The 12,736-nt window shown below is 68.8% G+C and carries 8 protein-coding genes; 7 read left to right on the top strand and 1 reads right to left on the bottom strand.

Annotation, left to right across the window (positions count from 1 at the left end; translation table 11 throughout):
- Nucleotides 1-5: 5 nt before the first annotated feature.
- Nucleotides 6-2,840 carry a DUF4961 domain-containing protein gene (locus MON38_RS07440; RefSeq protein WP_241935529.1) on the bottom strand — a complete coding sequence of 945 codons (2,835 nt, stop codon included), beginning with the start codon at nt 2,838-2,840 and terminating at the stop codon, nt 6-8.
- Between the two features lie 199 nt (nt 2,841-3,039).
- Here MON38_RS07440 and MON38_RS07435 point away from each other — a divergent pair, with 199 nt between their 5' ends.
- The 7 genes from MON38_RS07435 (at nt 3,040) to MON38_RS07405 (ending at nt 12,519) form a co-directional block, all read left to right on the top strand.
- A complete protein-coding gene (locus tag MON38_RS07435) occupies nt 3,040-4,032 on the top strand; it encodes a DUF2279 domain-containing protein (RefSeq protein WP_241935528.1) in 993 nt (330 codons plus the stop codon).
- A gap of 135 nt (nt 4,033-4,167) precedes the next feature.
- On the top strand, nt 4,168-5,415 hold the full coding sequence (locus MON38_RS07430; RefSeq protein WP_241935527.1) for a Smr/MutS family protein: 1,248 nt from the start codon (nt 4,168-4,170) through the stop codon (nt 5,413-5,415).
- A 162-nt stretch (nt 5,416-5,577) separates the two neighbouring features.
- Nucleotides 5,578-7,080 (top strand): T9SS type A sorting domain-containing protein, encoded by a 1,503-nt coding sequence (locus tag MON38_RS07425; RefSeq protein ID WP_241935526.1) that lies wholly within the window; start codon nt 5,578-5,580, stop codon nt 7,078-7,080.
- Between the two features lie 42 nt (nt 7,081-7,122).
- Nucleotides 7,123-8,412 carry a hypothetical protein gene (locus MON38_RS07420; RefSeq protein WP_241935525.1) on the top strand — a complete coding sequence of 430 codons (1,290 nt, stop codon included), beginning with the start codon at nt 7,123-7,125 and terminating at the stop codon, nt 8,410-8,412.
- 117 nt (nt 8,413-8,529) lie between these two features.
- Complete coding sequence (locus MON38_RS07415; protein ID WP_241935524.1) at nt 8,530-8,730, top strand: hypothetical protein; 201 nt, start codon at nt 8,530-8,532, stop codon at nt 8,728-8,730.
- Between the two features lie 117 nt (nt 8,731-8,847).
- Complete coding sequence (locus tag MON38_RS07410; protein WP_241935523.1) at nt 8,848-10,311, top strand: tail fiber domain-containing protein; 1,464 nt, start codon at nt 8,848-8,850, stop codon at nt 10,309-10,311.
- Nucleotides 10,312-10,776: 465 nt separating this feature from the next.
- Nucleotides 10,777-12,519, top strand: a complete 1,743-nt coding sequence (locus MON38_RS07405; RefSeq protein ID WP_241935522.1) for an FG-GAP-like repeat-containing protein — start codon at nt 10,777-10,779, stop codon at nt 12,517-12,519.
- The last annotated feature ends 217 nt before the right edge of the window (nt 12,520-12,736 follow it).

Below are 12,736 nucleotides of genomic sequence, written 5' to 3'. Positions count from 1 at the left end.
ACTGGTTACTCCACCACCAGGCGCTGCGTTTGCTGCAGGCCATCGGCGCGGAGCTGGATGATATAGACGCCGGCGGCCAGCGTGCCCAGGGGCAGTTCGCGGGTGTGGGCGCCCACCGTTTCGCGGGTGGCGGGCAGCGTGAGCACGGCCTGGCCCAGCACGTTGCGCACCGTGAGGCTTACGGTGGTAGCAGCCGGCAGCTCGTAGCGCAGCGTGGTGCTGCCCTGGGCCGGGTTGGGCGCGGCGGTGAGGCGCAGGATGCTGGCGGCCTGCTCGGCGCGCGTGGGCAGCAGCACGGCCTTCTTGATGCGGCGGCTGGTGTACACGGCGAACTGGCCGGGGGCGAGGCTCATTTGCGCGTTCACGTTCGTTACCGTGATGCTGTCGCCGCTGAGGTAGTTGTACCACTTGCCGGTGTTCTGGAAGGCCGGGTCGATGGTGGTGGCCGTCACGTCGAAGTTGCCGATGATGGTGACGCTGGTGTTGGCGTTGGCCAGGTGAATGGACTTGGCGGCGCCAGCCAGCTGCTGGGTGTAGGTGGTGGGGTTTTCGAACACGGGCTCCACTTTCTTGAGCGCGATGAGGGCGCGGTAGGTGTTGTAGAGCTGGCGGCGGTTGGCATCCTGGTAGTAGTTCCAGAGAATGGGCTTGTTGCCCACGCGGCCGTTCTGGTCGATGCTGATGTCGTAGCCTACTTCGCCAAACTGCCACACCATTTTGGGGCCGGGCACGGTGAAGAAGAACGCGGCGGCCAGTTCCTGGCGGGCCAGGGCGGTGGCCAGGTTCTTCACGCTGTAGCTGCCCGAGGCGTTGCCGTAGCTGAGGTTTTTGAACATCAGGCGCTCCTCGTCGTGGCTTTCCATGTAGGTCACCAGGTTCGGGTTGGTCCAGCCGCGGCCGCCCTGGGCAGTGCTGCCGTAGTAGCCGTAGCTGAAGTTGGAGTTGGGCAGGTAGCCCATGGTGGCTTCGTTGTAGTTACTCCCCGCGTTGCCCCACAGCATCATGCCGTAATCGGATAGGACTTTCTCTTCGGAGTTATCGGCGAAGTGCTCCAGGATGCAGTACACGTTGCTGTCGACGCTCTTCATGAAGTCGTAGTAGTCCTTCCAGATGTTGATGCGCGACTGGTCGTAGTTGCCCCAGGCGCCCACGTTGTTGGGGTTGTTCACCTGCGTGAAGCCCTTCGACAGGTCGAAGCGGTAGCCGTCGATGTGGTATTCCTGCAGCCAGAACTCCATCACGCGCTTCGAGAAGTACTTGGTGTAGGCACTTTCGTGGTTGAAGTCGTAGCCCACGTTGTAGGGGTGGGTGGCATCGACGTTGAACCAGGGGCTGTTGGCGGCCGGCTTGCCGGTGGCGCCGTCGAAGTACAGCTGCACCATCGGCGACTGGCCGAACGAGTGGTTCAGCACCATATCAAGCACCACGGCAATGCCGCGGCGGTGGCACTCGTCGATGAGGCGCTTGAGCTGGTCTTTGGTGCCGTAGTATTTGTCGGGCGCGAAGTAGAACGAGGGGTTGTAGCCCCAGCTTTCGTTGCCCTCAAACTCGTTGATGGGCATTAGCTCGATGGCGTTGATGCCCAGGCGCTGGATGTAGTTCAGCGTGTCGCGCAGGGTCTGGTAGTCGTGGCGGGCGATGAAATCGCGCAGGTGCAGCTCGTACACCACCATATCGGCGCGGCTGGGGCGCTGGAAGTTGGTAGCCGTCCACACGTAGGGCGTCTGGGCGGTTTGCAGCACCGAAACGATGCCCGTGGTTTTGCCCGTGGGGTAAGCCTTCAGGTTGGGGTAGGTCACGGCAGGGATGAACGAGTCGTTGCTGGGGTCGAGGACCTTCTCGCAGTAGGGGTCGGCCACGCGCAGGTTGCCATCCACGAGGTACTGGTAGGCGTATTCGCGGCCGGGAGTCAGGCCGTTCAGCTGAATCCAGTAGCGGGTGCCGTCGGGCGTGCGGTTCATGTAGCCGGGGTTGTCGACCTGCCAGTTGTTGAACTCACCCACTACGTAGGCAAAATCCTTGTTGGGAGCGGTGAGGTTGAAGATAACCGACGTGCCGCCGGCCAGGTAGGTCACGCCATCTTTGGCGCCGGCGGGCAGCGCGGCTACGTTCACGGCCGGGCGCACTACAAACACCAGCGAATCGACCGACGACGAAGCGCCGGCCGTAGCGGTGAAGCGCACCACGTTGCGGCCCGACTGCGTGGCCGTTACCGTCGTGCTCAGGGTAGTGGCGTTGGCCTGCTGGGCCACCTGCGTGCCGTTCAGGGTGTAGGTGAGCGTGGCGGCGGCCGACGCGGTGCCGGTGATGGCCACCTGGCTATTGGCCGCCACAAACAGCGGGTTGCCGCTGCTGTTCACCGGGCTGGTGATGCGGGCCGAGAGGCCGGCCTGGGCGGCATCAACAAAGATGTCGCCGCCGCCGGTGGCACGGCCCACGATGGTGCCGCTGGCATTCTTGAAAATCATGCCCAGGCGCAGCAGCGTTTCGGCGGCCGGAATGGGATAGTAGGTGCGCGGCGTGAAGGTGATGGTGTAGATATTGGGGTTGCTGGCGCTGCGGGTCATCAGGGCCGTGGGGTCGGCGGTGCTGAAGCTGGGGCTGTGCACGTTGCGCCAGTTCACGTTGCTGGTGCTCAGGTTGGTCACGGTGCCGGTCCAGATGTACACGTCGCCGGTGAAGCCCGCGAGCGCGCCGTTGCCCTGGGTGGCATCGTAGGTGATGGTAACCGGCGTGGTATCGGTGAAGAACACCGGCGAGGTCGTCACCTGCGCCTGGGCGTGGGTGGCGAAGGCCAGCAGCGTGAGCAGCAGGCCCGTAATGCGTCGAAATGTTTGCATTGGTTGGTGGGAAGTGGGAATGGATTGGGGGTTTAGTATGAAGCGTAGGGCGGCGCAGGAAGTTCGCTGATAAGACCTGCGAAAACGTTTGCCGAGGAATTATTTTATTGTTTCCGTCAGTAAACCAAGTCGCAAGATACGTGCTGGCGGCCCGCCAGCCCTGTTCGGCGGCGTACCTTTGGCCGTTATTTTACCACGCATGGCGCTACAAAGCAGGTTCGGCAACTGGGGGAGGAAAAGCGCCGTGGCGCTGGCGACGGCCGGCACCGGGCTACTGCCGCTGGCCGCACCGGCCCAGACGCCGGCCGCCCCGGTTGGCACTGCCGTTGCGGCAGCAGCCATTGCCCCCGCTCCGGCTGCCTCCCCAGCCGCCGACTCGGCCGCGTTGCGCCGCCGCCGCCTGCGCCTGCTGGTGGGCGGCACGGCGCTGAGCTACGGCGTGATTTACACCGGCCTGACCACCGCCTGGTACACCGGCGAGCGCACCTCGCTGCACTGGTTCAACGACCTGCCCGAGTGGCAGCAGCTCGACAAGTGCGGGCACTTCTGGGGCGCGTTTCAGGAAAGCCGGGGCGCGGTGGATATGCTGCGCTGGGCCGGGCTGCCCGAGAAAAAGGCCATCTGGTACGGCTCGTTCGTGGGCTTCGTGGTGCAGAGCCCGATTGAGATTCTCGACGGCTTCGACCCGGCCTATGGGGCGTCGGCCACCGATTTGGCGGCCAACTTCCTGGGCTCGGCCGGGCTGCTGGCCCAGCAGCTGGCCTGGCACGACGTGCGCATCATGCCCAAATGGTCGTTTCACCTCACCAGCTACGCCGCCATGCGGCCCAACGTGCTGGGCCGCACCGTGCCCGAGCGCTGGCTCAAGGACTACAACGGCCAGACCTACTGGCTGTGCACCGACGTGGGCGCGTTCCTCAAGCCCGGCAACCGCTGGCCGCGCTGGCTGCAGCCGGCCGTGGGCTACGGCGGCCAGGACATGGTGTACAACGACGACGGCACCAACGCCGCCAAGGGCCTGCGCCCCTACCGCCAGTTCTACCTGTCGGTGGACGTGGACTTGCGCCGCATCCCCACGCGCAGCGTGGTGCTGAAGCGGGTGTTCTACGCCCTCAGCATTTTCCACCTGCCGGCCCCGGCGCTGGAGTACAACCCACGCAACGGTTTCGGCTTCCACGGGCTCTATATGTAGGCCGGAGCCGGCGCGGCATTGCCCGATGCGGCCGCGCCGCGCCGGGCCGCCGTACTTTTGACGAATCCGACCGGGTGAGGCCGCAGTTCCGTATTCCCTGGAGAACCGCGCCGCCCGGCGCAAACCCGTAGCATTATGAACGTAGGAGACAGAGTCCGGCTTTTGACCGGCACCGAAGAAGGCATCGTTACCCGCCTGCTCGACAGCGAGTTGGTAGAGGTGGCCATCGACAATGATTTCACCATTCCGGTGCTGCGGCGCGAAGTGGTGGTAGTGGCCCAGGAAGAAGGCAAGAACTTCGACCGCGCCGCCCCCGACTACGGCCCCGGCCAGACGCCCGGCAAAAACGCCAACGCCAGCAAGAAAGACAACAGCAAGCGCCCCTCGGCCACTCCCGCCGCGCCCAAGCCGGCGCAGCCCTCGCTGCAGGAAGCCCTGGCCGCGGCCGCCTCGAGCGGCGCGGGCGTGGCCCGGCCCGTGAGCACCGGCCCCGGCAGCCGCGCCGCCGCCGCGCCCGGCGGCAAGCAGCCGGCCGCCGCCAAGGGGCTGTTTCTGGCCCTGGTGCATCAGTCGCCCGAGCTGCTGGGCGTCACGCTCATCAACAACACCGAGGCCGACGTGCTGTTCACCTACGGCGAGGAAACTGCCGCCCGCCCCTACCGCGCCCTGGCCGCCGACAAGCTCGGCCCCAAAGCCAGCACCAAGCCCCTCTCCTTCCTGCACCTGAAGGACTTTGAAACCTGGCCCGCGGTGGTGTTTCAGCTGCTGCCCACCAAGCCTAACGGCGACGCGGCCTATGAGCTGCTCACCAAGCGGCAGGCCTTCAAGGCCAGCACCTTTTATGGCAGCCAGAAGCCCGCGCCGGTGATTGGCAAGGACGCCTACCTGTTCCAGCTCGATGAGAAGGCCGCGGCCGCCATTGCGCCCGAAACGCTGGCCCAGGAAGCGACCGCCGCGCCGGCTCCGGCCGCCCCCGCCAAGCCGGCCGGCGTGGATGCCGCCGCCCTCAAGGCCCAGCTGAGCGGCGACGCCCCGGCCAAGCCCGCCGCCGTGGTGGCGGCCGCGGCCCCGGCCAAGCCGACCGCGCCCGTGGTGGCCCCGCCGCACGAGGTGGACCTGCACCTGGAGGCCCTGCGCCCCGACAACACCGAGGAGTTGAGCAACACCGCCATCCTGCGCCTCCAGCTCGATGCGTTTGAGGACACGCTGAGCCGCGCCCTGGCCACCAACATGCACGAAATTGTATTCATCCACGGCATGGGCAACGGGGTGCTGCGCAAGGAAATCCACCGCCAGCTGAGCCGCAACAAGGACATCAAGTTCTTCGAGGATGCCCGCAAGGAGAAGTTCGGCTTCGGAGCCACGCTGGTGCGCCTGAAGTAGCCCGCGCCCCCCGGCAGCCCGCTGCCATTCTGGCTTTCACCGAGAAAAAGCACCCATCTGGCCCCGGCGGCCGGGTGGGTGCTTTTTTTCATCCATTAGGCATTTGGTGAACTATACTTTTGTAATTCTGCAAACACGGCTTATTTCCTTACGGCTTATTTCATGACTAAACTCTACTTTGCGGCGGCCTTGCTGCTGGCGGCTCCCGCGGCGGCTCAGGACCTGACCAATGCCGGCGCTGCCATCACCATCCAGCCCGGCGCGGCCGTGTACGTGGGCACCGGCGGCTTTGCCAACCAGACCGGCGGCACCCTCACCAACGGCGGCACATTACGCGTGGACGGCCCCACCACCAACGCCGGCACCCTCGACCTGGGCTCCGGCACGCTCGAAGTGCGCGGCGACCTGGCCAACACCGGCACGCTGCTGCCCGGCGCCAGCGCCGTTACCTTCAGCGGCGTGGCCGACCAGCTGCTCACACCCGGCGGGGCCACCCTCTACCAGCTGCTGCTGAACAAGCCCACCGCCGGGGCCAACACCCTGCGCCTGGCCGGCGACCTCACCGTGAGCAACCTGCTGAGCCTGAGCAATGGCCTGCTCAACACCAAAAACGGCAGCACCCTCAGCACCCTGCGCCTGCCCAACGGGGCCGCGCTGAGCGGCGAAGCTACAGGCCGCTATGTGCTGGGCGCGCTCGAAATCACGCGCAATGGCGTGAGCGGCGCGGCCGTGGACTACGGTCACGGGGCCGTGCTCGACCCGGCCGGCAACAACCTGGGCACGGTGGCCATTACCCGCGTGGCGGGCCTGACGACAGCCGACGTGAGCTTCGGCCAGAACCTGAACAACGCCGGCCTGAAAGGCATCGACCGCATCTGGACCGTGGCCCCGGCCGCCCAGCCCGCCGCTGGCCAGCCCGTGCAGCTGACGCTGAGCTGGCTGCCCGACAACGACAACGGCCTGACCGATTTCAGCCAAGCCCGCATCTACGAACAAACCGCCGCCGGCCAGCCCTGGGCCGTGCGCAGCGCCGTGGCCAACGCCAGCGGCCGCAGCATCAGCGGCAGCTTTGCTTCGCTGGCCCGCTTCACGGTGAGCAACGCGGCCAACCCGTTGCCCGTCACGCTCGTGGATTTTGCGGCCCGGGCCGAGGGACCGGCGGCCGTGCGCCTGAACTGGACTACCGCCTCGGAGCTGAACAACGCCGGCTTCACGGTGGAGCGCAGCCTCGATGCCCGCGCGTTCGCGGCCATTGGCACGGTGGCCGGGGCCGGCACCAGCACCGCCCGCCACGACTATGCCCTGCTCGACGCGAAGCTGCCCGGCGGCGCAACCTTACTTTACTACCGCCTGCGCCAGACCGATGCCGGCGGCGAGGTCAGCTACTCGCCCATTCGCACCGTGGCCCTGAGCCCGGTGGCGGCCGGCTTCGCGGTGTACCCCACGAAGGTGCCGGTGGGCGCCACAGCCACTTACCTCTACACCGGCCCGGCGGAGGCCGGCACGCTGGAAGTGCTCGACCTGCTGGGCCGCGCCGTGCGCAGCGTGGCCGTGGATGGCCGCGCCACCGGCACCGTGCCCCTGGCCGGCCTGGCCAGCGGCAGCTACCTGCTGCGCTACACCACGGCCACGGCCCGCTTCGCCGGCCGCTGCGTGGTGGAGTAGCCGCCTTTCCTTTTCTGACTTATCCTCGTTTCATTGTTTTTGATGAAGAACCTGTTTACTCCTGCTTATTACTATCGGGGCCTGGCCCTCACGGCTTTGCTGGCGACCGGTAGCCTGGCGGCCCAGGCCCAGAATGTGGGCATTGGCATTGCTACTCCCTCCGCGACACTCGACGTGAACGGCACCTTGCGCGTGAGGGGCCTCACTACGCCCGGCCTGGTGCAAACCGATGCTAGCGGCAACCTGACCAGCGCCGGGCTGGGCACCAGCCTGTTCTGGAGCCTGAGCGGCAACGCCAACACGGCCGGCGGCACCAAATTCCTGGGCACCACCGACGCCCAGGACCTGTTCTTCAAAACCAATGGCACCGAAGTGCTGCGCCTGATGCAGGGCGGGGCCCTGTGGCCGTCGGCCGGCACCAACCGCAACGTGTACCTGGGCTACTACACGGGGGCCAACGTGGCGGCCGGCGTGTACAACAACACCTTTCTGGGCAACGGCGCGGGCCAGGCCAGCACTGGCGGCAACGGCAACACCTACGTGGGCGCCGCCGCCGCCCAGAGCGCCACCACCGGCAACAACAACACGTTTGTGGGCTCGCTGGCGGGGCGCAACACCTCGAAAAGCGGCACGGCAGGCAACTCCAACACGTTTGTGGGCGGCACGGCCGGCGCAACCAACGACACCGGGTCGTTCAACGCCGCGTTCGGGGGCAATGCGGCCCAGAACCTGGTGGGCGGCAACAGCAACGCCTTTTTCGGCTACAACGCCGGGGCCACCGAGTTGGGCTCCAGCAACGTGTACGTGGGCGAGGGGGCCATGCCCAACGGGGCCTCCACCAGCTCGAACAACGTGCTGCTGGGCTTTCGCTCGACGGTGGCCGCGGACCTGACCAACGCCGGGGCCATCGGGGCCTACGCCAGCGCCACGGCCAGCAACACCCTGGCCCTGGGCGGCACCGGCTACTACGCCGTGCGCGTGGGCATTGGCACGCCGGCTCCCGTGGCCACACTCGACGTGCGCGGCTCGCAGGCCCTGGCCTACACCACCACCGGCAGCACCAGCGGCACGTTCACGCTCACGGCGGCCCACCACACGGTGCGGCGCTTCGGGGCCTGCAACAACATCAGCATTCCGGATGCCAGCACCTGCCCGGGGCGCATCTACGTCATCATCAGCTCCAGCGGCGCGGGCTCCAACGTGGGCCTGAACGTGCAGAGCGGCGGCGGCATCTACGACGACGTGGCCAATACCACCCTCACTTACCTTGGGCAGAGTGAGCGCATCTCCATTCAGAGCGACGGCGCGGGCTGGATTGTGATTGGGCGTTAAGCCCCGGTGCGGCCGCTTGTTCCCGTAGCCCCCGGCCAGTTGGCCGGGGGCTTTTTCGTGGCCGGGGCGCAGGCTGCCAAGCGGCCACCGCGGGCACCGCCGTTGTAGGCGCGGCAGGTGCAGCGGCGTAATACAGCCTTATGCTCCGACGGCTGGAAGCAACCCTCCAGCCCAGCCGCGCTGGCGGCCCTGGTCACGCAGATACTGGATGCCAAAGCCGCCGGCCCCGCCGCCGACACCGCTGCCGCCGAAGCCGCTGGCCATGCCCGGGTGGCTGCCTGCTACGGGGTGGCCCGGCCGGCGGCGGTATCGGCGTAGCGCGCGGGCGGGCGCCCGCCCGCCGCGCCGGTGGGCAGGGCTGTTTGCCCCGGGCGGTTAACAACGTCCCGGCCCGGGAATTAACTTTAGGCCATTGATTCCACTAGTACGGTCACAATGAAAACGAAACACGTGTACGCCACGCCTCGCCTCGCGCGGGGGCTGGGCGGGCTGGGCACCTGCCTGCTGCTGGCCGCGGGGCCGGCCCACGCCCAGGGCGACAACCTGGGCAACCACAGCGCCACCCAAAACCTAAGCCTCAACGACTTCGAGCTTCGGTTGCGCAGCGCTTCGGACGGCAACCACGGCCTGGGCTACTACGGCTCGGCCCGGCCCTGGAACGGCTTCGGCCTGGATGGCCCGGTGCTGTTTGGCTACAGCGGCGGCATCCTGGGCACCACCCAGTTGGGCACCCGCACCACGGTGCTGTACTGGAACAATGCGGGCCGCGTGGGCATTGGCACCACGGCCCCCGCCTACACGCTGCACGTAGCCGGCACCGCCAACATCGACGGGGTGCTGAGCACAAGCACCCGCCTGGGGGTGGGCACCAACGCCCCGGCCTACATGCTGCAAGTGGCCGGCACGGCCAACGTGGATGGCGTGCTGAGCACGAGCGCGAAGCTGGGCGTGGGCACGTCCGCGCCGGTGCTGCTGCAGCACCTGCTCAGCACCGATACCCCGGCCCTGCGCCTGGAGCAAAGCAGTGCCGGCAGCTTCCCGGCCCAGACCTGGGACATTGGCGCCAACGAGGCCAACTTCTTCGTGCGGGACGTCACCGCGGGCTCCCTCCTGCCGTTCCGCATCCGGCCCGGGGCCCCTACCAGCTCGCTCGACATCAGCGCGGCCGGCAACGTGGGCCTGGGCATCGCTGCGCCGCAGGCCCGGCTGCACGTAGCCGGCAACGTGAAGATTGACGCCGCCAACACCCTGGAGCTGGGCGCGGGCGTGGCGGGCAAGGGCCCCAATGCCGGCACCATCGGCTACGGCAACCTCACGGCCAACGCCCTCAACATCGTGGGAGCCGGCACCAGCACCACCGACCGCCAGGTGGTGGTCTACTCCGAGGGCGGCATGACCATCAAGGGCAACCTGACGCTGACCGGGCCGGTGGTTTCGACCTCCGATGCCCGGCTGAAGCAGGACGTGCGCCCCCTGACCGGGGCCCTGCCCGCCGTGCTGGCCCTGCCGGCCCACCGCTACCGTTTCCGGCCGGGTGCCGGGCCCACCGGCGAGCAGGTGGGCCTGCTGGCCCAGGAGGTAGAAAAAGTGTATCCTGAGCTGGTGAGCACCGGCCCCGACGGCCTGAAAGCCGTGAACTACGCCCAGCTCACGCCCGTGCTCATCGCGGCCCTGCAGGAGCAGCAGCAGCAGCTCGACGCCCTGCGCGCCGAGCTGGCCCGCACCAGCGCGCAGCTGCGCCAGGCCACCGCGGCCCCGGCCGCTGCCACCGTGGAGCAGCGCCTGCGGGCCCTGGAGCAGGCGCTCAGCGGCCGCGGGGGCAACCCGGCGCCGGTGGCGCCCGCCCCGCGCCCCGCCCCGGGCACCCGCGAAACGCCCGACGGCCGGCCCGGCCGGTAGCCGCGCCCGGCCGTTGGGCGGCGGGCCCCGGCTTGGGTGGTGGCGCGCGCCCCGCCGCGCTCACCCAAGCCATCGGCCGCGTCACGCGGCTGCTGCCCCCCCGCCGCCACCGCGCCCGAGCGGCCCGGCCCGCTGGGCCGCGTGATGCGCCGGGTGCCCGCCCCCGCCGGCCCCGCCTCCCCCGACGTGGCCGGCTTGCCCTCCGGACTGTACCGGCTGCGGGCCGCCGGACAGGTGAAGCGCCTGGTGGCGTAAGAAAGCGCCGCCGACACCGCCGCCGCCGGGGCGCAGATTGATGCCCGGGTGGCCGCCCGCTACGGGGTGGCCCGGCCGGGGGTGGCCTGCCCCGCAGGGCAGGCCGCCGAGGCCGCAGGTTTAGCGGCGCTTGCGTAGCTTTCGCTCTCGGCAGCAGCTACTTGCCGGCACAACGCGGCCTTATCCACTTCCTTCTTCCTTTTTATTGCCTTGAATCGTTACTCCTTGCCTTGGGGCACCGTTGGCGGGCTGCTGCTGGCGGCCCATGCCCCGGCCCACGCCCAGGCCCCTGCGCTGACCAGCCTGGCCCCCGTGGCCAATGCCCGCACCGCGCCCCGCCGCACGCCCGTGGTGGCCACGTTCAGCCAGCCCCTCACGGCGGGCTCAGCCCCGGCGCTCAAGGTATTCAGCAACCAGCGCGGGGGGCTGCGCACCGCCGCGGCCCCGGCCACGGTGAGCGGCAATGCCCTGCGTTTCGCCCCCGCGCCCTACGATTTTCGGCCCGGCGAAACCGTGCGCTACACCATCACGGCGGGGGCCCAGGCCAGCACGGGCCCCCTGCCCCAGCCGTGGGTAGGCCAGTTCACGGCGGCCACCACGCCCGGCGGGGTGCCCGTCATGAGCGGCGGGGCCGAGTTGGCCACCGGCTCCTTTCCGCCGGCCGTGGCCGTGGGCGACCTCGATGGCGACGGCGACCTGGACCTGCTGGCGCCCAGCGGCGCCATCGTAGGGTTTAGCGGCGAGATGAATATCTTTTTCAATGCCGGCAATGCCACGTTTGTCCGGCAGCCGGGCTATCCCCTGGCCCGCCTGGCACAGGCCATTGCCGTGGGCGACCTCGACGGCGACGGCGACCTGGACTTTGTGTGCGGTACCGGCACCGGCACGGTGGGTTTCAACACCGGCAACGGCACGTTTGTCCCGGGCAGCTACGCCGGCTCTGCTTCCGCGCCCGCTGCCATCGCCCTGGGCGACCTCGACGGCGACGGCGACCTGGACCTGGTGGAAACCTACGATTCGTTCAACCAGAACGGGCCGTACGTGGGCGTGGCCGCCGTCTTCTTCAACGATGGCACGGGCACTTTTGTGAAGCAGCCCGACGTGGCCGTGGGCCTGCGGCCCATTGGGCTGGCGCTGGGCGACGTGGACAACGACGGCGACCTGGATTTCGTGACCGCCAACGGCGGCCTCTACGGGGTGCCGCTCAACACCGTCAGCATCCGGCTGAACGACGGCCACGGGGCCTTCACCGCCACGCCCGACCCCACCGTGGGCGTGGCCCCCCAGCGCGTCGCCCTCGGCGACATCGACGGCGACAACGACCTGGACCTGCTGGTGGCGGGCAACTCCACGGCCAACGGGTCGGTGTTCTGGCTGCGCAACAACGGCAGCGGCACGTTCGCCATCATCAGCAACTCGTATGCGGGCGGGGCGCCGAGGGGCCTGGCCCTGGGCGACCTGGACGGCGACGGCGACCTCGACTACGTGGTGGCCAATTGGGACAGCACGCCCCACATCGCCACCACCAGCCTCAACAATGGCAGTGGCAGCTTCAGCACCCGGCAGGCGGTGACGTTCACGACCAGCCCCGGCGACGTAGCCCTGGGCGACCTCGACGGCGACGGCGACCTGGACCTGGTGACGGCTAACACCGCCAACAACGCGCTGGGCGTGCGCCTGAACAACGGCACCGGCCCGCTGGCCACGGGGCCCGGCCGCCTGGCCGGCTCCGGCCCCGCCGCCCTCACGGCCGCCCCCAACCCCGCCACCGGCCGCGTCATGCTGACGCTGCCCCCCGCCGCCACCTCGGCCGAGCTGCTCGACCCGCTGGGCCGGGTGGTGCGCCGGGTGCCCGCCCCCGCCGGTACTTCCACGCTCGACGTGGCCGGCTTGCCCTCCGGCCTCTACGTGGTGCGGGCCGCCGGCCAGGCAACCCGCCTGGTGGTGGAGTAAGGCAGCACCGCTGCCCCCGCCGCCGCCGAAGCCCCCGGCCATGCCCCGGTGGCCGCCCGCTGCGCGGTGGCGCTGCCGGCGGCGGGCCCGGTAGAGCGCGGGCGCCGCAGGCCACGACCGGGTGCCGTAGCACTACTGGCTGGCGGCAGCGCGTCGCGGATTACAGCGTCCGCACTACAGGTTGGCGCCGCCAAAAAAAAGCCCCCAATCGTTTGCG

The sequence above is a fragment of the Hymenobacter cyanobacteriorum genome, from assembly GCF_022631375.1.
GTDB lineage: Bacteria > Bacteroidota > Bacteroidia > Cytophagales > Hymenobacteraceae > Hymenobacter > Hymenobacter cyanobacteriorum.
The sequence above is the reverse complement of the archived record's forward strand: the minus strand, read 5'-3'. Positions and strand labels throughout refer to the sequence as shown.

Bases quoted from the DNA above. Each gene is read 5' to 3' on its own strand.
- MON38_RS07440 (WP_241935529.1), bottom strand. From the start codon at position 2,840: ATGCAAACATTTCGACGCATTACGGGCCTGCTGCTCACGCTGCTGGCC.
- MON38_RS07435 (WP_241935528.1), top strand. From the start codon at position 3,040: ATGGCGCTACAAAGCAGGTTCGGCAACTGGGGGAGGAAAAGCGCCGTG.
- MON38_RS07430 (WP_241935527.1), top strand. From the start codon at position 4,168: ATGAACGTAGGAGACAGAGTCCGGCTTTTGACCGGCACCGAAGAAGGC.
- MON38_RS07425 (WP_241935526.1), top strand. From the start codon at position 5,578: ATGACTAAACTCTACTTTGCGGCGGCCTTGCTGCTGGCGGCTCCCGCG.
- MON38_RS07420 (WP_241935525.1), top strand. From the start codon at position 7,123: ATGAAGAACCTGTTTACTCCTGCTTATTACTATCGGGGCCTGGCCCTC.
- MON38_RS07410 (WP_241935523.1), top strand. From the start codon at position 8,848: ATGAAAACGAAACACGTGTACGCCACGCCTCGCCTCGCGCGGGGGCTG.